The following is a 21,086-nucleotide window of genomic DNA, read 5'->3' on the forward strand; positions in this document are numbered from 1 at the left end:
CTATCCCCTTTTAGTCTTTCCACAAAAAGAAATTCATGAATTTTGTTCCAGTAATGCACCCGTTAGCGAATCTTCCGATAATTTATCCAAGTAAACTATCTGTTAGTGAAAAATAGCTATCATTGATCAATTTAATATCTATTCTACATGCTAATTTAAATTGAATAACTCTGAAATGATTTCAGCACTTCCTGGAGAAAACATAAATAATGAGAACGAAATACATAATAGTCCTACTAAAACCAGGCTGTATTTTTTATTCCCAAGTAGCCCCTTAACTACTAGAAATAATCCTACAAGTAATAGTAAGAAATACCAAAAGCCCATAATCTCACCCCTGCTTAACTTAATACAATGACGCTACCGTCCACTGTAAAGTTCTTCCTCCCTGCTTTAATACAGTCAAAACGAATTTCCCCAAATTAACTTATTAGTGAAAGTTTTTTCCAGTAACATGCAAGGTTGCAATATTGTAATGTGAACGTCATCTAAAGCGATGGCTAGAAACTTGCGCGCCTCCTCTAATAAAATCAATAGTACAGATGGTTATAAAATAGAAATGGCGATAAACAAAATGAAAAAACAATACTGGTTATTTTCACAACACTTATGGCGGTAACAGCATTAACAGGATGCAATATGTTTGCAAAAGCAAATGGAGTAATCCTGTATGGGGAAGAAGAGGAAATTCTAAATGCTGTGGAGAAAAAGAAGGATAAGTTAGTAGAAGAAGAATTGCACAAAATTAAAATATTAACAAATGATGATAAGAAAATCATGATCCTGACAGAAGAAACCGCTCAATCACTTGTAGAGAAAAAATTAATATCAGAAATAACAAATCAAGAAAAAGCTAAAACGAAAACAATTTCATCTCTTTCGAAAGTAGCTAAAGGCGAGGCATTGCTTTTCACTAAGGAAAAATCACACGAATTAGAAATAGAGGATGTAAATATAAACATTAACTATGAAGGTAATTTGGTCATTGGGGAAGGAAGAGTATATACGGATCTATTTTTAATAGTAAATGATGATGATTGGGATTCTCTAAAAGGAACGGAAAAAACATTGGCTATATTAGAATATGACAAAGATCCAAGTGCCAAGGGATTAAGTTATGACGTGGAAAAAGCACATCTAGTTCGAATACAAGACTGAAAAAGGAAGAACTCTACATCATAAAATGCACCCTATAGAATAGACGTAAGCGGCAAATAACGGCCACCTGCCATACGCGTGGCCGTTATTTGACGCTTACGTTGGATCAAAGCTCTGGATAATTGAAAAACGTTTCTCGATGCGAGGCTACTTTTAACATCTTACATACTTGCGTTTAAAACCAATCTTTTCTTTATCGACTATTTTTTGAATACTTTCGGAAGCATTGAGAAGACTGCTTTTTTTGTTGTCTCGTTTGACTTCTACGATACCTATTTCATTTGCGATCTTAACTGCCTTTTCATGGAGCGGCAAATAGGAAACACCTACAGTGTATACAAAATTATTCATAGCGGATTTCGTTCGTTCTGGCGCATCGTGAATCGTATTTTTCACTATATCAAGCATATCGGAAATTTTGACTGCTGAAAATTCAACGTCCTTTCGATTCCCTAAAAGCCAACAGTAACAACTATAGCCCGCTGACATTCTCAACTCTTCACCGCTTGCAATCCATTTATCAGCAACTTCTTGTGCAATATCTGACTCTGACAAAGTTACAGCCACTACATAATCGGACAGCATATAAAAATACGCCCCATCCATCCAACGATCATAATCCGACTCAGTCATGGCTTTTGGGTCTGCAATAATGCCTGCAAAGTACATTGCATCATAGTTCCTTGTCGCATAAAGCTCTTCAGCTAAAGCTTGATTAATTTTTATTTTCTTTACGATTGGTTTCATAGCGCCTGTACCCGCGCCAAAAAGCGGCTCTTGCGCACCATTCGATATGTACATTTTTTTCATTCGTTCCTTACCAAGGGCTTCAAGCTCCTGCATAACCATTTCTAAATTCATCGTTTAGCACTTCCTTCTTTTTAGAGTTTTCCCCTACTCGTTTGCCAGCAATTCCATCACTATTATCCCATTTACTATCACTTATTCGATTAACTCATTGATATGTCTCATGGATTCCTCTAATCTATCTAAATAACTTCCACTAACAGATATATACTCAACTCCACGCTCATTTAACATCTTCTTCAGCGACTCATTATTCTTCATTCTAACTTCGCGTTCGCCAAATGTTCTTGTGCCATCATTTATCCATTCAACATCTGGTTCTAAAAATAGCCATAAATCATAATCCTGTCTAGCGGCTATTGAGTCCACTATACCGTCGAAATGACCCGCATATAGATCGGAGTAGTATTGAGTCACATTTGCTTCTGTATCGATGAACAGCACCCTGTTGGCTGTCTCTGCTTGCTTCTTTTCATTAAGCTTATGTTGCATTGCAATTTCTGCATAATCCGTTGGAAGCGACACATCAACAACACTATCCCCAAGTTGTTCATAAAACACCCTACCGTACTCTTCTACATAATTGGTATTGTATAACTTAGCTAAATTGCGAACGAGAGATGACTTTCCTGTTGACTCTGTGCCAACGACAACTACCTTCTTAACAAAGTGGGGTTTGATGATATCAGGAATCATATTCCAATGTTTCATGGCACCTTCTGTACGTAGCTTAGTTGCCGAGATGTTGTACGTTAAACGTTCTGCATCGATGACAATGTGCTCGGCCTTAGGATACAGCCCTTTAAAGTAGACATCATATTTGGGCTCAGAGCTGAATACGTGGGTGATTTCCTTTGTGATTGCGAACTTTATTTTCTTCGCTCCATCTTCCCAGTCAGCATACTGTCCAGTTTCTTTCTGCTCAATGGCGTGAACGTGTACATGTGGCATGTCTTTTGTGATTTGCCTCCACCATCTGAGTCTGATGTTGTATGGGATATGTTCAATGACAGCATTCGTAAATAGTGTGTTTCGTTCATATTCGGTATCATATGTGACAATTACATGTAGCTCGTCTACCCTCGTTGACGCTGTAATCACGGCATAGACGTGTCCTTGATGTGGAATTAGAAACTTCCCGCCTATAAAACCTACTGTCTTAGGCATAAGTTGTCACCCGCTTCTGGCCTGTGTAAATCTTACTCCAATTGATATAGGAAACTACTGAATTGAACAAAAATGCCGACCACATTAGTACCATAGCCCAATCATTTCCACCTTGTTGTAGCAACACAATAACCCAAAGTGTAATCGTAAGTACGTTAACAGTAATCCACAGAATCCACTGTTCGACATATCGCTTAATCATCAAAAATTGTGCAACGATTGAAAGCACTACAGCCACAGAGTCTAGTCTGACTTGTTGTCCACCCATGTAATCTAGCAAATAAGCGTATCCAATTGAAGCGATAATTGAAATGATAGTTAATTGAAGAATTTGCTTGTTATTTAACCTCTTAACTACAACATCTTCTCCACGAATACTATCTTTTGTTTTTGCTCTGCTCCATAAGTAGATACCTATGAATTGAATCGGTAAGTAGAATAATCCATTTAACATCGCTTCCCCAAACAGTCCGTACGTCCATGCGATATAAGCATATGTGGCCGCTTGAATGATACCTGCATAATAAGTGGATATCTTCCCTTTTCCAGCAAGCACAACGCACAACACTCCGAATGTAGAAGATACCAATCCCAACATCGTGTCATCAAATGCAAAAAACAGATAAACGTTAATTACCATAAAGAAGCTTAGCCATGTCTTTTCAAATGTTGTCCATCCTTTTAACATTTTAACCCTCATTTCTAAACTATTGGTATCGTAGGAGATTACAACATCAAACTCGAATAATTTCATGGGATTAAGGCCGAACTACCTTGTATATGCCATAGACAAAAGGCTGACAAAACGTCAATTTCTGAGAAGTATTTAATTTCATTACTCAATAAGAAAAGGCTACCATGAGGGCAGCCAGTTCTTCACTAACACACCTTTTAGTGAAAGTAGAAATAGTAGTAATTTAAATAGGTTATCTATTTTTTATTTACGCCAAAAAGTTGAACAGTCTGCCTTATCCAATATATTAAAGTCGATCATTTTTTCAAGTAATGAAAAATCAATCGGACCATCCCATGGGATACGTACCAACTGCTGGGTGTGACCATAGCCGGCCTGCACAATTTCATCAGTGAGATGAATAATCCCTGCATTTTCAGGGGCAACAGCCAAATGTTTTTTAGCTGTGCTAAAACCAATAATATATGTGTCGTGATCGGTAAACATAGGCTGATTCCACGCGATTTTCGGCATTAAACTCGGATATTTTTCAGTTACCCATTCTAAAACTTCTTTCGTTCGGGCTTGATGTTGTGGGTCATCAATACCCGCTAAGTATTCTGCGAAAACTTCCATATGGCGCCCTCCTAAAATAATAATTATGTAGTTCGGTGAAGGCGACTAACGAGGTAGCCGAAGCAATAAGACAGACAGTGAGTTTTCGCCTGGCTTATTGCGGAAGGCGTCCCCTATCACCAAGCGTTCTAGGTAGGATTCTATATTTCAACATATATAGATACAAAACAATATTTTAAAAAATGGATATGTTCATTGTTGTCTCGGCGGGTTTCGTTTCGACAATCATTTCCCCATTCCGCATCGAATAGAGCACTGGTGCTTGCGTACGAATCGCTTCATATTCGGAATCAGCGTCAATCACAATTAGATTCGCCTTGTTTCCTTCTTTCACGCCATACTCGTCCTTCATGCCGAGCGCTTTGGCTCCATTTACTGTGATTAAATCTAGGGCTTTTACGATATAATTATGATCGGTCATGTGGCAGGCGTGCAAACCAACATCGACGACATTCATCAAATTGCCATCGCCGAGCGGATACCAAGGGTCCATAATAGAATCGAGTCCAAAGCTGACATTGATCCCTTCATCTACCATCTCTTTTACCCTTGTCAGGCCACGACGGACTGGATGACTGTCAAATCTACCTTGTAAATGTAAATTGGCTTTCGGCAACGCAACAAAATGAATGCCGGCTTTTTTCAGCGTTTGGAATAGCTTGTACGTGTATGCATTACTGTACGAAGCCATCGCGGTCGTGTGGCTTGCTGTCACCCGGTCACCCATGCCTAATTTCAGCGACTCCCCAGCGAGTACCTCCAAATACCTTGATTGGTCATCATCGATTTCATCGCAATGGATATCAACCAATTTATCATATTTGTTTGCTAGCTCAAGCACCTTTAACACGGAACGGACCCCATCTTCACGGGTCAATTCATAGTGGGGAATCCCACCAACGACATCGGCCCCCATTTCAAGTGCTTTAACCAACAGTTCTTCCCCATTTGGTTGTGTATAAAGGCCTTCTTGCGGAAATGCTACGAGTTGCAAGTCCAACCACGGCTTAATTTCCTCTTTCACTTCCAGTAATGCTTCCAATCCTTTTAATGTCGGATCACTAACATCCACATGTGTCCGAACATGCTGTATACCATGTTTCAACTGCATTTTTATCGCCTTCAAGGCACGTTCTTTAATATCGTTTTTCGTTTCATTGGCGATTTTCTTTCTTTCAGACCAAATTTCGATCCCTTCGAATACAGATCCCGATTGATTCCACCTTGGGGTTCCGGCAGTAAGCACGTAGTCCAAGTGAATATGCGGCTCCACGTAAGGGGGTAGTACTATTTTTCCATTTAGATTGATGTTATTGAGATCACTAGACTCGCTTGTACCGGTAGCTGGTTTAATGGATTGTATGATACCGTCTCCCACTTCAATATCCCATCTACCTTTTTGGCCATAGAGCTTTGCATTCTTTAAAATCATTTAACAATCCCTCCTTCATGTTAGTACCTATCTAATTATAGCAACGGGCATTGTTGAAGACAAGATTTCCAGTCGTTTCCATAATAGAAGTACTCAAAACTCCCTGAGTACGACCCTCTAACAATGTGAGTACCTATTAATGCTCTGTTTCATTCGTTCAGCTACCTTTCCCGTAACTTCACCACAAATACACTACAACTTTATAATATTGGAATGAAACCTGGCTTGAAGTAGAGATACTTCTTCCAAAAAAGCACATCAATTTTATATAAAATTGATATGCTTTCATTTTAATTTAATTCTAATTAAGTTTTCTCTGAATAACTACATAGTTCAATTAAAGTGCCATCTGTTGAGGCGGGATTAATATAAATGAGCCTTCTTCCACGTGCGTTCGTACGCAGTGTGTCCTCTAGAAAACGAACGCCATTTTCACTTGCCTCGCGTATTGCTTTGTCCAAATCGTCAACTCGATATGCTATATGATGCACGCCTTTTCCCCGTTGCTTGATAAACCGAGCCATTGGAGAGTTCTTGTTGGTTGGTGCCAGTAATTCAATTACTTTATCTTCCGTTCTGACTACAGCAACGTGCACTTCAACACCTGGTGCATCGCTTGTATAACGGTCTTCCACTAATCCTTTTAATACATTAATGTAAAAGGGAAGAGCATCATCAATGCTTCGAACAGCAATTCCAACGTGATCTAAAACGTATCCCAATTTTGCTCCCCCTTTCAGCTATGTCCTTACTATCAGCTACATTTATGCGAATCTAATGCATAGGATCGCCTTAGATTTCTTGCTTAATCCAACAGCTCTTCTTGAATCAGTTTAAATCCTTCAATCATCGTGTCTTCTTCCACTTCTATCAAAAGGCAGCGTTTTCCATTGTAATTGACCTGTCTGACATATCTTAAGTCTTGCGGGCTGATTGCGATATCCGCTACTTTCGTGCTGATTTTGATGGACTTGGATGTGTAACTTGGAACGACATGGCTTGCTTTCATTTCATACGTTTCGTCATCAATCACCTTTTGAAAAGCCATTTCCACTCTTTCCGTATTCACGTTCTTCACGCCGCATGCCTTCAACACACGTTCCATCTCTTTCGTATCCAAGGTAGGGATGCTTTCGTCTTCCTCTTCCTCGTCTCCCTCATCCATCATGCGATTGATTTCTTCATATACGTTGGCGAGGGTCCGCGTATCCACTACATCACCAATCACTTCTTTTACTATCTCTTCAAATACGGCTTTGTCATCCTCTGCAGTCATGATATCTTCACCGTCCAGCACATTCTCGATGAAATTAATGTCTGGCTTATTCGATTTTCCTGCAGCGTAAAGGATGCGATTGACATCTGCCGCGCCATCCGTAAAGCTAGGAAACCAAAATCCACCAATTGGAGACGCAAGATTAATGATGGGATCGGCTATCGTACTCGATTTAAATTCCCTCTCGATAAAATCAAACACAAGTGAACGTTTCGGCAGCTCGGTCTGATTCATGCTACAAAGGATGAAAGGATTCGTAAACACCTCATCCCGATTGTCTATTTCGGATTCATCTGAATTTCGTTTCGTCGGTTTATAATAATTTCCGCGAATGAATGTTACGACCAAGTCCTTTTCATATTGGACGTCCTGAACCATCTTCCGCGTGATACTATGCATACCCGCTTTCCATTCTTCAACGTCGTCTGTACGAAGACCTTCATATAAAAGCTGCTGCGTATGATCCGTTTGCTCTTCTGCTGGACGCGTAAAACTGACTTCAAACAGTTTCACATCCAATTTTCCACCTAAAACCTTTTTAAAGTTGGTGAGGAATAATTCTTGTTCCTCCCGATCTAACAAGGGGAACGGCTGGCTCTCCTCATGAAAGATGTCAGTACTCTCCTGCTTAATATAAATTTTATAAATATCAGTAATTTTTAGTAAATCAGTGTCCAACTTAAATTGTTTACGAATCGCTGCAATATCTTTCTTATTCATCTCAAATTCCAACTCCCTGGCTAGTAAAATCATACTCTTTAAAAAGAAAAGCATCTAAAACCAAAACTACAGTTTAGCTTTTCACACGCCCTTATTATAGCAATATTTACGATAAAGACAGGAAAGCAGTCTATTTTGAAAGACATGCGGATCAAAAGTCTTTCTTGTAGAAATGGAACTATACGGGTAAAGCAAATCAAGTAAGCCATCTCGATAACAAGTCCACTTAAGGTATATTTTTAGTGTTTCATATCAATTGGATTCAACAGCTTAACTAACTATTCAACACCATAATGTTTACAATCCCTATAGATATAGTATATATTTATAGCAGAAAGTTTGAAAGGGAGATTGAATATGACAACGATTAAAAATGATCATTTGAAATTCGGCAGTGCAGATGCACCTTTGAAACTAGAGGCTTTTATTAATTTGGCGTGCCCAGGCACTAAAAGAATTTATCATTTAGCAAAAGAAGTATTACCAACATATATCGAAAATGGTCAAATTGAAGTGATTGTGAAATTATACGATAAACCACGCGAAGAACTTCTCCACGGTGCATTGATTCACTGGACATTCGACAATGCAAATCCAACAGAAACATTAGATGTGATTGGTAAACTACTTGAAACACAACCAGAATGGCACGAACTATCAAATAAGGAATTAAAACGATTGCTTGTCGATAAATACAACTTGCAAGAAGAGGAACGCCTTGAAAACGTCGATGTAAGCTTGGCGATTACGGCTGAAGCGATTGAACGTGAAGTGAAAATTGTACCCACTTTATTCTTCAATGGTGAAAGATTATTAGGTTTTACGTATGAATTAGAACCGTCTGATTTAAAACAAGCTGTAGAAACGGCATTAGCAAAAATTTCATAAAACGATCAATGAGGAATAGCTCATCTATCGATTAACTAAGACAAGATCTCAAATCAGAGGTCTTGTTTTTCTTTGTGATTTTCAATGCATATGCTTATTTTATTATTTCTATAAAGTGTTTTAATATCCTAGCTGTTAAACCCCAAATTGTATACTTTTCATAATCGAAAAACCATTCTTCCACTGAACGAGCTCTCCATTTATACTGAGTACCATTCATTATTTTTTCAAACGGGAAGTTTGGCAAAGGCACTGGATCCACAGATATTAAATGCATATAAGGCTCATAGTTCAATAGCCATTTAATAGGAATTGTAAATACTTCTTCAACTTCATCTTTGTTATACGAATGGATAATTTGATTGTAATCAATGATTGCTACAAAGGGATAGATAACAAATGAAGACGAGGCAATGAACGGGCTTAATGTCCCTACAATCGTAACTGTTTCTGGGTCGACACCTAATTCTTCATGCGTTTCTCGTAAAGCGGCTGCCATTGGGGATGGGTCTGTGGAGTCGATTCGACCGCCGGGAAAACTAATATCACCTGGCTGTTTTCTCATGGTGAATGAACGTACTTCAAAAAGAATATGCCATTCTTCCTCCACTTTAACGAGTGGTAGTAAAATCGCTGAACGAAAAGCTGTTTGCTCCCCTATAAACAAGGGCTGACCTTCATTTAACTGGTTCTTCAATTTGTCTAGAAACATGAAATCCCCCTCACCTCAATGTTTTATATTTAATATATCGTAACACTAAAAGATGTATGTTTAAAGAACCCTTTTGAATCCCCTGCGGCGCTTTTTTAGGGGCCTCCCGCCATAAGCAAGGATTGATAAAGTGCCGGCTTGAATAAGGTCAGAATCCCCGCTATAAGCGCTTTGGTGCTCTGTGGATGCCCCCCAGCGAAAGCGTCTACATTATAACCATCCCCTCAACATATAGCGAACTTTTTTCCGTTATAATTAGAAGAACTTTCTGCTCAGGCGTCGCCTTTGTCCAAATCGGCTTCCCCAAAAGTAATCGCTGAATTTCCACACTGCCTTTGTACTAAACCATACCCACACTTTCTATAAATCTAGGAAAATACCTTCATTAATTCTTTATTTTATTGCTTATTCTTATCACCACAAACACAAATTACCATTATACAAAAAACCTTGAAAGGCATTTAGCCAATCAAGGTTCAATTATTTTTTATATTTCAATGCTTCTTCTAATATATTCTTTTCATGTTCTAACATACCACTGACTATAACGCCACAAACCATTTTATTTATGTCTAAAGCAAATCCCACATTATCATTTTGTATAATTGACACAGTATCATTTTCCGAAAATGAAATTAATACCTTATCAATCCCTATATATACATTCAATTTACTATTTTCATCTATATACATCTCTTTGTCATATTCTTCAACTTGGAAATTAGGTATACCTTTAATCAAAGTTATATTTGTCATATCCAAGTTCAAATTCTCTATCTTGTATACGTTTTCACTCAAAGTTAGTGTAATAGAACGAATATTTCCTGTATATTTCCCTACTCCTATTTCAATTAAAGATTTCTTGAAATCCCCAGTTCGCCAATATATCGTTGGTTCCTTTGATATATTCCAAGTACCGAATTCTATATTAATCGGTGTATTAACATCATATTCAATATTCACAAACTTAATTTCTTTATATTCTGTTACTTCCAACATAATCATGTCTCCTTCTAAGGTCTATATACAGCGTGCTTTGTAGTTAGCTATATAATGTAATTCATTACTAATTCTATTTTTATGCCAACTAGCCTAATTAAATTCGTAAGTTTTTGTCTTGTTACCAGTAATAATACTTCGTATGTTTAAAATGTCATCTCGACTAATTATCGTACATTTTTCATAAACAAAATATCATTATACAAATCCTTGTAGTAAAACCATCAAAAGTTTTTGAGTTTCTTTGTTTCAGTTATAATGTCTTTATATTTATCTATCTTAAAAATCTTCTTCCCATGCTTCTTGTGCATCCAACAACCTTTGTGATAAAAACTCATAAAAGTTCTTAGCTGTGTTGTAGTCATCAAGTCCCCCAGGTCTATTCCAAGCTATTACTGGGCACTCATTATTCTCCATTTTTCTTGTATATAGGCAATAAACATATTCTCCAGCATTTTCGATAACTACTAAATCCTTTTCCAATCCTAAATCTCTATATCTCTTTGTGTTAACAACAACAGCTCTATTTGACTTAGTCACTCCTGAAATATCAACTCCAAATAATCCACCAGAACCATAGGTAGTTAAAAACCACTTAAAACTTTCTGGTAACTCCACCCTTAGCTCATTTTGGACAAGATTGATTTGACTTTCATCTACTCCACCAGTAAAGTCATCTGATTCCTTATGTTCATTTATAAAATTTGTTAATTCCTCTTTATCCATATATGGTTCCTCCTTTTACAAGTCGCTTTTCTCGATTTGCTTAGCTCTCCATCTCCAATATTTACCTCTAAAGTTATCGTATGGCTTTTTTAATACAGGGTCATTTCTAAAGCTCCAACCATTCTCCACCAAACCATGCAAAACTTTATGATATTCATCATGCATACTCGCAGGAATTTCCACCATTGACCCTGGCTCTCTTTGGATTAAATGATGAAGCTCTATAACTATTCCATCTTTCCAAATTGGTGCTCTTCCTTTTTTCATTAACCTTGGTCGTTCCAGTATATTCTACATCCTTATAGTTTTTATATTCTAAACATTTTCAACTTTCTTAGGACTTATCCACTTCACAACTGGAGTTTTCCTAACAAGTTTAATACCCGCGTTACCCGCTTTTATCACCTTCCCAAAAGGGGTAAACGAGGCCAGTGCCAGTCCCTTGGCCGCGAAGGAACCATCGGGATTCTTGATTGTATTTAAGTCATCCAGGATTAAAAAGTTAGCTACTCCCAACCCGGCTTTATCAACGAGGCTCAATTCTTTTGGTCCGTAATCCTTTGAAACTCGGACGAGTCCTTGGTTCATCATGATGTATTCGCCTGTATGAGGATCGATTGTGTAGTCATTCACATCATGACTTACATGTTGTTCTTTTTCCATTGCGGCATAGAGTGCTTTCATTCTCTCGTCTTCAGGCGTATTCGCCCCTACTAGATCGCCAAGATTTTCCACAGATTCTTGCCCAGCATAAAAAAGGTACCTTGTACTAACACAATTTGGAATTGTGTCAGAATCAGGCACCTTAAATTCAAATAGCATAAATTTTTAATTTTTGTAGTAACAGTATGACACCTTTTATATGTGTGACAACTACTATGTTAAAACTTACGAGTTCGTTAATTTAATATACATTCCACGTGTTTATATTCATCACCCAGTAAAATGTCATCTCGCCTAAGCTCGTACTTCGTTTTCTTCTATAATTGCACACGGTACTCTATGATGGTACAACCATCATAGAGTATGTACTTTTTTAACAGCCTATTCTCTTTCTTACCACTGCAAACATACTTTATTCGTATTAATCTACATATTCTGCCGTACTAATAAAGTCCAAATTATAGGTATTCTTATCTACGAAGTTAACAATTTTACCTTCTTTATTATAATCATAATTATAAATTAAAATGATAGTATTGTATTTAGACTTTAACTTAATGTTATTGTACTGTTGTATTAATTGATTATCATACGAAAAATCTACTAATAGCTTTTCTATGTCATCTTCAGCGTCAGGAATCCAATCTTTTTCAACTAAGTCCCTATCATAATAACCTAATTTAAAATCTATCTCAAAAATAGAGGGAATACTATCTCCATCTTCATTATATTTTATTTCAGTGTACGTTTCGAGTTCATCAAAATCACTAAAGCATCCTAACCATAAAGAAACATCGTTTTTCATTTTTTACCTCCCCAAACCTTCTGGTAAATCCATAATGCCATTTTTCATTCTATTTCCAGCCCACTCATTAAGCCCTTTAACAAAACTTTCATAGTCAGAAGCAGAATCAATAATCTTTAACATTTCATTATGTGCTTTTGTCGAACCTCTGCTTCCATGACGACCAGGTGGATTTACAAATTCAACATCTTTGGTCAAAGACCTCATTTCTTTAATGTCATCCATACTAATTTCCCACTGCTTAAATTTAGGAGTTCTTGCTACAAGATGCCACTCATGGTATCCTCCTGGACGTCTAATCCTATCTTCTATTTCACTTCTCAATTGAGGATTATTCCACATTTCATCATTTTTTTTGCTGCTAGATTATCAAACCATTTATTGAACTCGTTATTTCTTACTGATGGAATTTTCACATCACTTAAATGCGTCCTATTCCCACTAGTACTCTTACTAACTTCTCCCGCACCCTTACCACTAACCTTTTCAACTTTCTTTGGATTAGTTGTTTTCACAACTGGAGTTTTCCTCACAAGTTTGATGCCCGCATTACCCGCTTTTATCGCCTTCCCAAAAGGGGTAAACGAGGCTATTGCCAATCCCTTGGCCGCGAAGGAGGCATCGCGATTCGTGATTGTATTTAAGTCATCCAGGAACAAAAAGTTAGCTACTCCCAACCCGGCTTTATCAACGAGGCTCAATTCTTTTGGTCCGTAATCCTTTGAAACTCGGACGAGTCCTTGGTTCATCATGATGTATTCGCCTGTATGAGGATCGATTGCATAGTGATCAAGGTACGGTCTATACGTCGTATGCGTATCAACACGCCGTTAAAGAAAGGAATTACCATGAGCATGTCCCGCAAAGGTATGCCCGCTGATAATTCCCGAATTGAGACGTTTCACTCCCCACTAAAGTCTGAAACGTTCTATCTCGACGGAATTCATCGTACAACAAATGCACATGTCATCCAAATCGTCGAAGACTACATTGATTATTATAACAATATCCGTATTCAAACGAAATTAAACAGCCAGTCGCCGGTAAAATACCGTCAACTGGCTGCACTATAAGTTATTTTCTTACTGTCTCAAAAACGATAGGCAGCTTAAAATAGGTGGGCGCTATTTTAAGCTTACCTTTTAAAGAAGTGATTAGTCTAAAAGTATTGTTTTTCCACACAAACTTTTGGATTCAAAAACTTTGTTACCCGAAATTTAATCCATGTACTCCTCAGCAATTTGTATACTTCTCTTTAAATTTAAGTCTGGGTATCTTTGATCTAGGCAGTATAGTAATTCAATATACTTTTTACTTTGCAAATTATATGCCACTTCTTCAAAAACCTCACTTAAAAATGAAAGTTCTGTTTTTGTACAAATCTGTAAGAAATTCAAAGTCAAGTTTTCATCTTCACTAAGTAAGACAATTAGCTCTTCCCACTTTTGCTCAGTTCTTGGGTCATTATCATCTAGTAATGCTCGTGCACCTAAGACTGCTCTTACTTTTTCCTCAAACATTGTTAATACCTCCCTTTAAAACTACGGTTGTAACATATTATCCGGAAAAATAGTTCCTATCTCTCCATTTGTTTTGATTACACCTACCCTAACACCATTGTAATCACCGAATACTGGTACACCATCAGCAATATTCTTGTGTTCAGGTATATTCGTTACATATTCTCCAGCTTTCCTTATATCTTCCTTAGACCAATTTCCAGGAAACCATGCTTGACCAGTAACTATTCGCTTTCCTTTAGACTTATGGTCTGGTACATTGCCAACTCTCACCCCGTTAGGATAACTTTTTTCAATATTGTACTCGATGCCATCCTGTTTAAGAAACTCTATATTATCTTGACCATGACCACCACCACTCATTTTAGAAATTTTTCCTGTTTTAGGATTTCTAGTAAAGTCACCTACATTTGCATGGTTAAGGGATTTTTCACTCACTTGTATTTTTAGAGTTACATTTTTACCCGTACCCTTACCAGTAACATTTTCAACTTTCTTAGGACTTATCCACTTCACAACTGGATTTTTCCTAACAAGTTTAATACTTGCGTTACCCGCTTTTATCACCTTCCCAAAAGAACGAGGCCACTGCCAGTCCCTTGGCCACGTATCAACTATCGGAATTCGTGATTGTATTTAAATCATCCTTGATTCATCATGATGTATTCGCCCGTATGCGGATCGATTGCGTAGTCATTCACACTATGACTTACATGTTGTTCTTTTTCCATTGCGGCATAGAGTGCCTTCATTCTCTCGTCTTCAGACGTATTCGCCCCTACTAGATTGCCAAGTTCATCACCGGATCCTTATCCGGCATTTACGCCGTCCAACCCAGCCGTCTGTGAACAATCCTTCGATATCAGAAATCCATGTTTCCATCGTCTTCAGATCATTCTCTATCGGGTGAGGACATTTACGTTATAGCTTTTGAATGACATGAAAAACTGTAAGAACGGCAGGTGGCACTCCGCATAAAATGCACGGATCGCATCCCCCCCCTTGTCCTTTCAATAGATCTTCCATCGTAACAAGCCCTTCGACTGCGCTCTCGATTGCTTTCATTTCACTTTCTAAACGATTTAGCATGGTGCTATTTCGCCGCAAGCCATCGTGCAAACGGCTGATATTTACTACTCTCATAGCGCCATCAGTATATATGAAAAGGAACCTATCAATGACATAAATCTGTATCTTGTCTTTGATAGGTTCCACGGCGTTTTATATTTTTGAGTTTCAGATGAAGATCAGTAAAGTCTACATCATTTTCTATGAAAATCTTTGTTAGTTCATCCAGTTCTTTATAGTGGTGCATTCGACACTAGGTATGCCCTCAACAAAAAAACCTTGAAAGGCACTTGGCCAATCAAGGTTTTACTATCACATTATATTTTAGGAATATCAACTAATTCACCTGGTGATTTACTAATAAGCAAATCTGATATATTCGGGTTATTTTTTCTAATCCTATATATCTGATTTTTTTAATTCAGGCTCAAATGATATATTACGTGTCTTAAAATTTAGGTTTATTAGTTTATTATAAATATTTAATAAAAAATCCTTCCACTCTTCTAATGCTGAATTTGAAACTTCCTCCGGGTTTTCTAACATTCGAAATCCATCTGCGTAATGAAACATTAGTAATCCTGTTCCTAAATCACAATACTCATTTTCAATGAGTGCTGTTGGACCAACAAACCCACTATTCCAGTTATAATTTGCTGCAAAAAAATGGAGTATTAGTGGATTGTCTATATTACCTAATTGACTGATTATATAATTTTTATCCGTATAATAAAGCAGTTCTTCCAGAAAAGTAATTTCTATGTTACCCATCAATTAAGTCTATTCTCCATACTTATAAGTGTTTTCTTACTCATAATTTGTAGTAGTAATAAAGTCAAAAGTATTAGTTGAAGTAATTTCATTGTTATACTCAAAGTTATATATCAGAATTACTGCATTATATGATTTTTTTAAGTCTATACTTTTCTTAATTTGTGGGATGATAATTTCTTCATACGAACACCCAGCTAATAATGTGGAAATATCACTACTACTATTCTTATTGACCGCTTTTTCTATAGTATCCTCATCTGTTTCATCCATATCAATATTAAAATCGATAAAAAATTTGGAAGGTACAGACTCGCCATCCTCATCATACGTTAAATCTACATACTCTCCTATAGAGTCCTCTTCTTTAATATTACCTAACCAAAAAGAAACCCATCCTTGTTTTTCCATTATAGTATCCTCCTACTTTAATCTAAGACCTTCCGGTAAAGATGAAACCCCACCCTCTAGCCTATAATTAGCCCAATTATTAAGTCGTCTTACAAATGTATTATAGTCGTTAGAAGTATCTATTATTGCTAACAATTCATTATGTGCTTTAGTTGAGCCTAAACCTCCATGAACACCGTTTGGATTGACAAATTGAACATCAGATATAGATGTTCGTAAAACTTTAATCTCTTCAGCACTAATATTCCAATGCTTAAATTGCGGAGCCCTTGAAACTAAGTGCCATTCATGTAAACCTCCAGGTTCTCTAAGCTGACGTTCAATTTTCTTTCTAATCTTTTTATCTTTCCAAAGTTCGTCTAGTTCACTATTTGTAAGGGAATTGAAGAATTTATTAAAGTTCCCACTCTTTGCAGTTGGTATATCATCAACAGTTAATTTGGTTATATCTTTAGCATTATCTATACCCTTACTAGTAACATTTTCAACTTTCTTTGGATTAGCTGTTTTCACAACTGAAGATTTCCTTACAAGTTTGATGCCCGCGTTACCCGCATTTATCGCCTTCCCAAAAGGGGTAAACGAGGCCACTGCCAGTCCCTTGGCCGCGAAGGAACCATCGGGATTCGTGATTGTATGTAAGTCATCCAGGATCAAGAAGTTCGCCACGCCCAACCCGGCTTTATCAATGAGGCTCAGTTCTTTTGGTCCGTAATCCTTTGAAACACGAACGACTCCTTGGTTCATCATGATGTATTCGCCCGTATGAGGATCGATTTCGTAGTCATTCACAGGATTATCTACATGTTCTTCCTTTGCTAACGCGGCATAGAGTGCTTTCAATTGCTCATCTTCAGAAGTATTTGCCCCTACTAGATTGCCAGGTTCATCTCCGGATTCTTGTCCGGCATTTACGCCGTCCATCCCAGCCGTTCGTTGCGCTAAATCTGTCTGAAGTGTATTTTCCGCCGATAAAGCTGCCCATTTACCCATCGGGAAGTTTATGGCCGTCGTGCCGTCCGTGAACAATCCTTCGGTATTAGAAATCCATGTTTCCATCGTCTTCAGGTCACTCTCTATCGCTATTAATGCCCTCGTCTGGTTCGCATCAAATTCATACAAATCGGCAATCGTTTGATCCCGTTTCCTCCGTGCATCTCGAACCCCATCCTGCACATCACTATCATTCAAATGTGGAAGGGCAACGATATCCGCGACTTGATTCATAATGTCGTTGGCTTCGTCGGTGAGACTGCTTGTCAGTCTAGAAATTACCGTAAGTCCTTCTTCAACTTCTCCTTCAAGAAACGTTTGACGGATGAACCCGTTCGCATCCGGCTCCAGTGCATCGAGTGCGGAATCCATTTGTGTGAGGACATTTGCATAATTGCTTTTGAATGTCATGAAAAACTGTAAGAACGGCAGGTGGCACTCCGCATAAAATGCACGGATCGCATCTCCCCCTTGTCCTTTCAATGAATCTTCCATCGCAACAAGCCCTTCGACTGCGCTCTCGATTGCTTTCATTTCATTTTCCAAACGATTTAGCATGGTGCTATTTCGCCGCAGGCCATCGTGGAAAGGGCTAGCATCTAGTACTTTCAATATAACATCCCCTGCTTCGGTCCGGATAATCCACTATGCAAGACGGATGCTATTTTCCCACTCTTCACACCCATGAATTCAACGGAACTGGTAGTTGTTTTAATGCTCACATCACTTAATTGGTTTTGAACCACTGTATAGACCATCTTCACTTCGGTCGACATGGTAGTCCCCCTTCCCTTACGCACTTTTTTGCCGCTTCCTTAGCAAACCGACGCTCGATAGTCTGTTGGAAAGACTGTATGATTTTTTATTACAAACGTCAGAAGGATCTTAAAAAATAGTATTATTCATTACTATTATAAATAGCATTCCAACCCTGGGTTTGTCAAATATATCCAACAATATGGAATGTTTATGCGAGACTATTATCCCTATGTCTATTGTCGTGTTTGTATAACTAGCGCATTATTACATCTAATTCTTCCACCTCATTCTGTGATGTTACTTCTTATGTAGTAGATAATCCGGTGGGGAATTATAATTTCATGGCTAAAGATTCATCTTTAGATGAATTCAAAAAAGGAGCTGACAACCGATATGGTTTTAGCTCCTTTATATATATCCCCTTATATAGTCATGCAGTTTTTTTATTTCTTCCGTCTGTTCAAGAAAGCTTTTGTTCGTCTTTCTAATCATGTCATATAGTACAAGCGTAATTGCATTGATAAACAACGAGTCTATATCTACACCTTCTTTATATTGGATGATAACTTTCATTAAAACGATGACTTCTTCCTATTTTACAAACTATACTCAGTCAACTACAGTAACGCCCCGCAAATCATGACAATTCAACTGTATCGGTATTCTTTTGGCATCTAATTATTTACCCAAAAAACGGACTACATGATTAAGTGATTAAAATCGGGGTATATCAAAGACATGCTTCACTTAAACAACTAGACAAACTTTTGGAGGAGATTATAATGGCTTTGAAACTAACAGGAGACAAGAAATGGTTGAAACTTGGTGCAGCAACATTCTTATCGGTCGGGATGCTTGCAGCCTGCGGAGACGGTGAAGACGATGATGTCGACGTGGATGTTAATGATCCTGTAGAAGATGTCAATCCTAGTGACAATAAGGATACAGATGTGGACGTAGATACTGAGGATGGTACGGATACAGATGCCGACATTGACGATGGTGGTGAAGGCGTCAATGATGATAAGACTGACGACGGAGATACCGAAGACGGCAACGAGGGTTGACCAGCAAAACCACTAAGCGCTTAGCTCACAAAAGGACTGAATGGCACATTGGCCATTCAGTCCTTTTTGGTAACTCAAAGTTTATTTTTCAAATGAACATCCCAGCGATTGCAGCACTTAATAACGAAGCTAACATGCCTGCTGCGACTGCACGGATACCAAGTTTAGCAATGTCCGGGCGACGACTTGGTGCTAGAGAACCCAATCCGCCAATAAGAATGGCCAGCGAGCTTAAATTCGCAAAGCCACACAGCGCAAAGCTTACAACAATGACCGTTTTAGGACTGAGAGAAGGTATTTCAGGTGCAAATGACGCATAAGCGACAAACTCGTTCAACACAAGTTTTTGGCCGATGAATCCCCCTGCAGTAACCGCTTCCGACCATGGAACGCCGATTGCAAACGCGAGCGGTGCAAACAAAACGCCAAGAATCCCCTCAACCGTCAACGACTCAAAACCAACCATTTTACCGAGCCCGCCCAGCATTCCGTTCATTAAAGCGATAAGAGCGATGAACGCCAGTAACATTGCACCGACATTCAAGGCAAGTTTTAATCCATCCCCTGCCCCGCGTGCCGCTGCATCGATGACGTTCACCGATTCCTGATCTTTTTCCATCTCAAAGGTTGTAACTTCCGGGCTTTCCGTTTCCGGGAAAAAGATTTTCGCCATTACCAACCCTGCCGGTGCAGCCATGAAACTTGCCGCAATCAAATACTCAAGAGGGACGCCTAAAAGCGCGTACCCTGCAAGAACAGAACCTGCGACAGACGCAAGTCCGCCCGTCATGACTGCAAAAAGCTCTGACTTCGTCATATTTGCGATAAACGGTCGAATGACAAGCGGAGCTTCCGTCTGACCGACGAAAATATTTGCGGCCGCTGACACCGATTCAGCCTTGCTCGTGCCAAGTAATTTCGATAATCCGCCTCCGATCAGTTTAATGATCAACTGCATAATTCCGAGATAGTACAATACGGAAATTAGGGATGAAAAGAAAATGATGACCGTCAACACTTGGAATGCGAAGACGAAACCGAATCCTTCCAAATCCGCTGCCGGACCGAAAAGAAATGCAACCCCTTCGCCAGCATAGTCAATGACATTTTGCACGAGGTCGGAAAACGCTACCAAGCCCGCTCTACCTGCCTCCCACTTCAAGACGACGAATGCAAACGTCACTTGTATGATTAAACCAACGACGATAGTCCGGTAATTAATCGATTTCTTTGAATTAGAAAAAAGAAATGCAATTCCTAACACAACCACTATCCCTAAAAGTCCCCACAATAAATTCAACAGCTACACCTCATAATGGCAATTTCCCATTTTTAATTTTGTTAAAAGTACATCTATTCACACTAGGTAACACCTAATAACCTCGTCAGACGTCGGACAACTAAATGATTTTATCAAACGAAATGGCATAAGTAAATTAATTGTATGAAAAACAGGAATAACTATGTTTTCATAATGATTCAACGGTTAGTATTCCACTTTTTTTTGATATTACTCACCTTTATTTTGACGAGTTTCTTATGTATCTGCGCATGAAAATATTTCAACAGTAAAAGGCATACAACTGTTGATTTAATGGGTTCAGTTGATGCGGGGAAAACGCTATTGACTGTTTAAACATCATATTAATCTTTGTTTAAACAGCAAATTCACAATGTAAATGGCAAATAAAAACGCCCAGAAATCTGAGCGTTTTTGGACACATATTTATTATCCTAAATTATCTAATGCACTCCAGTTCGATGAGTATGCCTCACCGATTTTGTTGGTGATTCCACTACTTCAACCAACTACATGCGTCCAGGCGACCAAATTT

The 21,086-nt window shown here is 38.3% G+C and carries 26 protein-coding genes and 3 pseudogenes; 4 read left to right on the top strand and 25 right to left on the bottom strand.

Going from position 1 to position 21,086, the window contains the following annotated elements; genetic code table 11:
* The first annotated feature begins 639 nt into the window (after positions 1–639).
* Positions 640–1,158, top strand: coding sequence for a lipoprotein BA_5634 family protein (locus AC1TO6_RS11220; RefSeq protein ID WP_482101682.1), 519 nt, complete (start codon positions 640–642; stop codon positions 1,156–1,158).
* A 153-nt stretch (positions 1,159–1,311) separates the two neighbouring features.
* Here the strand turns inward: AC1TO6_RS11220 and AC1TO6_RS11225 are convergent, their stop codons facing one another.
* The 7 genes from AC1TO6_RS11225 to AC1TO6_RS11255 all read right to left on the bottom strand — a co-directional run bounded on the left by AC1TO6_RS11225 (position 1,312) and on the right by AC1TO6_RS11255 (position 7,869).
* Positions 1,312–2,019, bottom strand: a complete 708-nt coding sequence (locus tag AC1TO6_RS11225) for a DNA alkylation repair protein (protein WP_482101683.1) — start codon at positions 2,017–2,019, stop codon at positions 1,312–1,314.
* Between the two features lie 81 nt (positions 2,020–2,100).
* Positions 2,101–3,132: a multifunctional transcriptional regulator/nicotinamide-nucleotide adenylyltransferase/ribosylnicotinamide kinase NadR gene (gene nadR, locus AC1TO6_RS11230; protein ID WP_482101684.1), complete on the bottom strand. Its 1,032-nt coding sequence runs from the start codon at positions 3,130–3,132 to the stop codon at positions 2,101–2,103.
* Complete coding sequence (pnuC, locus tag AC1TO6_RS11235) at positions 3,125–3,820, bottom strand: nicotinamide riboside transporter PnuC (RefSeq protein ID WP_482101685.1); 696 nt, start codon at positions 3,818–3,820, stop codon at positions 3,125–3,127. Before pnuC ends, nadR begins: the two co-directional genes overlap by 8 nt.
* Before the next feature lie 249 nt (positions 3,821–4,069).
* Complete coding sequence (locus tag AC1TO6_RS11240; RefSeq protein WP_482101686.1) at positions 4,070–4,441, bottom strand: iron chaperone; 372 nt, start codon at positions 4,439–4,441, stop codon at positions 4,070–4,072.
* A 175-nt stretch (positions 4,442–4,616) separates the two neighbouring features.
* Positions 4,617–5,873 (bottom strand): cytosine deaminase, encoded by a 1,257-nt coding sequence (gene codA, locus AC1TO6_RS11245; protein ID WP_482101687.1) that lies wholly within the window; start codon positions 5,871–5,873, stop codon positions 4,617–4,619.
* Positions 5,874–6,178: 305 nt separating this feature from the next.
* Positions 6,179–6,595, bottom strand: a complete 417-nt coding sequence (locus AC1TO6_RS11250) for a VOC family protein (protein ID WP_482101688.1) — start codon at positions 6,593–6,595, stop codon at positions 6,179–6,181.
* A gap of 83 nt (positions 6,596–6,678) precedes the next feature.
* Entirely contained in the window at positions 6,679–7,869 is a 1,191-nt protein-coding gene (locus AC1TO6_RS11255; RefSeq protein ID WP_482101689.1) for a DUF4317 domain-containing protein, read from the bottom strand.
* A gap of 357 nt (positions 7,870–8,226) precedes the next feature.
* Here AC1TO6_RS11255 and AC1TO6_RS11260 point away from each other — a divergent pair, with 357 nt between their 5' ends.
* On the top strand, positions 8,227–8,757 hold the full coding sequence (locus AC1TO6_RS11260) for a thioredoxin domain-containing protein (protein ID WP_482101690.1): 531 nt from the start codon (positions 8,227–8,229) through the stop codon (positions 8,755–8,757).
* A gap of 94 nt (positions 8,758–8,851) precedes the next feature.
* On the opposite strand, the gene AC1TO6_RS11265 is transcribed toward AC1TO6_RS11260, so the two are convergent.
* The 8 genes from AC1TO6_RS11265 to AC1TO6_RS11300 all read right to left on the bottom strand — a co-directional run bounded on the left by AC1TO6_RS11265 (position 8,852) and on the right by AC1TO6_RS11300 (position 13,414).
* Entirely contained in the window at positions 8,852–9,469 is a 618-nt protein-coding gene (locus AC1TO6_RS11265) for an NUDIX hydrolase (RefSeq protein WP_482101691.1), read from the bottom strand.
* Positions 9,470–9,949: 480 nt separating this feature from the next.
* Positions 9,950–10,468, bottom strand: a complete 519-nt coding sequence (locus AC1TO6_RS11270) for a hypothetical protein (protein ID WP_482101692.1) — start codon at positions 10,466–10,468, stop codon at positions 9,950–9,952.
* 279 nt (positions 10,469–10,747) lie between these two features.
* Positions 10,748–11,194 (bottom strand): SMI1/KNR4 family protein, encoded by a 447-nt coding sequence (locus AC1TO6_RS11275; protein WP_482101693.1) that lies wholly within the window; start codon positions 11,192–11,194, stop codon positions 10,748–10,750.
* Between the two features lie 15 nt (positions 11,195–11,209).
* The gene (locus AC1TO6_RS11280; protein WP_482101694.1) at positions 11,210–11,461 is read right to left on the bottom strand and encodes an HNH/ENDO VII family nuclease; all 252 of its coding nucleotides are present in this window, start codon (positions 11,459–11,461) and stop codon (positions 11,210–11,212) included.
* A gap of 48 nt (positions 11,462–11,509) precedes the next feature.
* Positions 11,510–11,929 carry a hypothetical protein gene (locus tag AC1TO6_RS11285; RefSeq protein ID WP_482101695.1) on the bottom strand — a complete coding sequence of 140 codons (420 nt, stop codon included), beginning with the start codon at positions 11,927–11,929 and terminating at the stop codon, positions 11,510–11,512.
* A 349-nt stretch (positions 11,930–12,278) separates the two neighbouring features.
* Positions 12,279–12,662 carry an immunity 22 family protein gene (locus tag AC1TO6_RS11290; RefSeq protein WP_482101696.1) on the bottom strand — a complete coding sequence of 128 codons (384 nt, stop codon included), beginning with the start codon at positions 12,660–12,662 and terminating at the stop codon, positions 12,279–12,281.
* A 3-nt stretch (positions 12,663–12,665) separates the two neighbouring features.
* Positions 12,666–12,887 (bottom strand): hypothetical protein, encoded by a 222-nt coding sequence (locus AC1TO6_RS11295; protein WP_482101697.1) that lies wholly within the window; start codon positions 12,885–12,887, stop codon positions 12,666–12,668.
* Positions 12,888–12,982: 95 nt separating this feature from the next.
* Positions 12,983–13,414 (bottom strand): hypothetical protein, encoded by a 432-nt coding sequence (locus AC1TO6_RS11300; protein WP_482101698.1) that lies wholly within the window; start codon positions 13,412–13,414, stop codon positions 12,983–12,985.
* A gap of 26 nt (positions 13,415–13,440) precedes the next feature.
* Between AC1TO6_RS11300 and AC1TO6_RS11305 the strand changes: the two are divergent.
* Positions 13,441–13,735, top strand: a pseudogene (locus AC1TO6_RS11305) (transposase); the annotation flags it as partial.
* Positions 13,736–13,879: 144 nt separating this feature from the next.
* Here AC1TO6_RS11305 and AC1TO6_RS11310 read toward each other — a convergent pair.
* The 9 genes and pseudogenes from AC1TO6_RS11310 to AC1TO6_RS11350 all read right to left on the bottom strand — a co-directional run bounded on the left by AC1TO6_RS11310 (position 13,880) and on the right by AC1TO6_RS11350 (position 18,757).
* The gene (locus AC1TO6_RS11310; protein ID WP_482101699.1) at positions 13,880–14,182 is read right to left on the bottom strand and encodes a hypothetical protein; all 303 of its coding nucleotides are present in this window, start codon (positions 14,180–14,182) and stop codon (positions 13,880–13,882) included.
* A 21-nt stretch (positions 14,183–14,203) separates the two neighbouring features.
* The gene (locus AC1TO6_RS11315) at positions 14,204–14,749 is read right to left on the bottom strand and encodes an EndoU domain-containing protein (RefSeq protein WP_482101700.1); all 546 of its coding nucleotides are present in this window, start codon (positions 14,747–14,749) and stop codon (positions 14,204–14,206) included.
* A gap of 365 nt (positions 14,750–15,114) precedes the next feature.
* A pseudogene (locus AC1TO6_RS11320) lies at positions 15,115–15,202 on the bottom strand (T7SS effector LXG polymorphic toxin); the annotation flags it as partial.
* Positions 15,203–15,238: 36 nt separating this feature from the next.
* A pseudogene (locus AC1TO6_RS11325) lies at positions 15,239–15,325 on the bottom strand (hypothetical protein); the annotation flags it as partial.
* A 324-nt stretch (positions 15,326–15,649) separates the two neighbouring features.
* Entirely contained in the window at positions 15,650–16,021 is a 372-nt protein-coding gene (locus AC1TO6_RS11330) for a DUF4274 domain-containing protein (protein WP_482101774.1), read from the bottom strand.
* A gap of 36 nt (positions 16,022–16,057) precedes the next feature.
* Positions 16,058–16,432 carry an immunity 22 family protein gene (locus AC1TO6_RS11335; RefSeq protein ID WP_482101701.1) on the bottom strand — a complete coding sequence of 125 codons (375 nt, stop codon included), beginning with the start codon at positions 16,430–16,432 and terminating at the stop codon, positions 16,058–16,060.
* A 12-nt stretch (positions 16,433–16,444) separates the two neighbouring features.
* A complete protein-coding gene (locus AC1TO6_RS11340) occupies positions 16,445–18,037 on the bottom strand; it encodes a ribonuclease YeeF family protein (protein WP_482101702.1) in 1,593 nt (530 codons plus the stop codon).
* On the bottom strand, positions 18,034–18,201 hold the full coding sequence (locus AC1TO6_RS11345) for a hypothetical protein (protein ID WP_482101703.1): 168 nt from the start codon (positions 18,199–18,201) through the stop codon (positions 18,034–18,036). Before AC1TO6_RS11345 ends, AC1TO6_RS11340 begins: the two co-directional genes overlap by 4 nt.
* 391 nt (positions 18,202–18,592) lie before the next feature.
* Positions 18,593–18,757 carry a hypothetical protein gene (locus tag AC1TO6_RS11350; protein WP_482101704.1) on the bottom strand — a complete coding sequence of 55 codons (165 nt, stop codon included), beginning with the start codon at positions 18,755–18,757 and terminating at the stop codon, positions 18,593–18,595.
* A gap of 209 nt (positions 18,758–18,966) precedes the next feature.
* On the opposite strand from AC1TO6_RS11350, the gene AC1TO6_RS11355 reads away from it, so the two are divergent.
* Positions 18,967–19,251: a hypothetical protein gene (locus AC1TO6_RS11355; RefSeq protein ID WP_482101705.1), complete on the top strand. Its 285-nt coding sequence runs from the start codon at positions 18,967–18,969 to the stop codon at positions 19,249–19,251.
* Between the two features lie 88 nt (positions 19,252–19,339).
* Here AC1TO6_RS11355 and AC1TO6_RS11360 read toward each other — a convergent pair whose 3' ends face one another.
* A complete protein-coding gene (locus tag AC1TO6_RS11360) occupies positions 19,340–20,551 on the bottom strand; it encodes a NupC/NupG family nucleoside CNT transporter (RefSeq protein ID WP_482101706.1) in 1,212 nt (403 codons plus the stop codon).
* Positions 20,552–21,086 lie beyond the last annotated feature (535 nt).

Source organism: Sporosarcina sp. Y352, from assembly GCF_056786535.1.

Bases quoted from the DNA above. Each gene is read 5' to 3' on its own strand.
- AC1TO6_RS11345 (WP_482101703.1), bottom strand. From the start codon at position 18,201: ATGTCGACCGAAGTGAAGATGGTCTATACAGTGGTTCAAAACCAATTA.
- AC1TO6_RS11350 (WP_482101704.1), bottom strand. From the start codon at position 18,757: ATGAAAGTTATCATCCAATATAAAGAAGGTGTAGATATAGACTCGTTG.
- AC1TO6_RS11295 (WP_482101697.1), bottom strand. From the start codon at position 12,887: ATGGATGACATTAAAGAAATGAGGTCTTTGACCAAAGATGTTGAATTT.
- AC1TO6_RS11270 (WP_482101692.1), bottom strand. From the start codon at position 10,468: ATGTTGGAAGTAACAGAATATAAAGAAATTAAGTTTGTGAATATTGAA.
- AC1TO6_RS11290 (WP_482101696.1), bottom strand. From the start codon at position 12,662: ATGAAAAACGATGTTTCTTTATGGTTAGGATGCTTTAGTGATTTTGAT.
- AC1TO6_RS11310 (WP_482101699.1), bottom strand. From the start codon at position 14,182: ATGTTTGAGGAAAAAGTAAGAGCAGTCTTAGGTGCACGAGCATTACTA.
- AC1TO6_RS11280 (WP_482101694.1), bottom strand. From the start codon at position 11,461: ATGAAAAAAGGAAGAGCACCAATTTGGAAAGATGGAATAGTTATAGAG.
- pnuC (WP_482101685.1), bottom strand. From the start codon at position 3,820: ATGTTAAAAGGATGGACAACATTTGAAAAGACATGGCTAAGCTTCTTT.
- codA (WP_482101687.1), bottom strand. From the start codon at position 5,873: ATGATTTTAAAGAATGCAAAGCTCTATGGCCAAAAAGGTAGATGGGAT.
- nadR (WP_482101684.1), bottom strand. From the start codon at position 3,132: ATGCCTAAGACAGTAGGTTTTATAGGCGGGAAGTTTCTAATTCCACAT.
- AC1TO6_RS11330 (WP_482101774.1), bottom strand. From the start codon at position 16,021: ATGGGTAACATAGAAATTACTTTTCTGGAAGAACTGCTTTATTATACG.
- AC1TO6_RS11275 (WP_482101693.1), bottom strand. From the start codon at position 11,194: ATGGATAAAGAGGAATTAACAAATTTTATAAATGAACATAAGGAATCA.
- AC1TO6_RS11255 (WP_482101689.1), bottom strand. From the start codon at position 7,869: ATGAATAAGAAAGATATTGCAGCGATTCGTAAACAATTTAAGTTGGAC.
- AC1TO6_RS11335 (WP_482101701.1), bottom strand. From the start codon at position 16,432: ATGGAAAAACAAGGATGGGTTTCTTTTTGGTTAGGTAATATTAAAGAA.
- AC1TO6_RS11260 (WP_482101690.1), top strand. From the start codon at position 8,227: ATGACAACGATTAAAAATGATCATTTGAAATTCGGCAGTGCAGATGCA.
- AC1TO6_RS11240 (WP_482101686.1), bottom strand. From the start codon at position 4,441: ATGGAAGTTTTCGCAGAATACTTAGCGGGTATTGATGACCCACAACAT.
- AC1TO6_RS11220 (WP_482101682.1), top strand. From the start codon at position 640: ATGTTTGCAAAAGCAAATGGAGTAATCCTGTATGGGGAAGAAGAGGAA.
- AC1TO6_RS11300 (WP_482101698.1), bottom strand. From the start codon at position 13,414: ATGATGAACCAAGGACTCGTCCGAGTTTCAAAGGATTACGGACCAAAA.
- AC1TO6_RS11225 (WP_482101683.1), bottom strand. From the start codon at position 2,019: ATGAATTTAGAAATGGTTATGCAGGAGCTTGAAGCCCTTGGTAAGGAA.
- AC1TO6_RS11355 (WP_482101705.1), top strand. From the start codon at position 18,967: ATGGCTTTGAAACTAACAGGAGACAAGAAATGGTTGAAACTTGGTGCA.
- AC1TO6_RS11265 (WP_482101691.1), bottom strand. From the start codon at position 9,469: ATGTTTCTAGACAAATTGAAGAACCAGTTAAATGAAGGTCAGCCCTTG.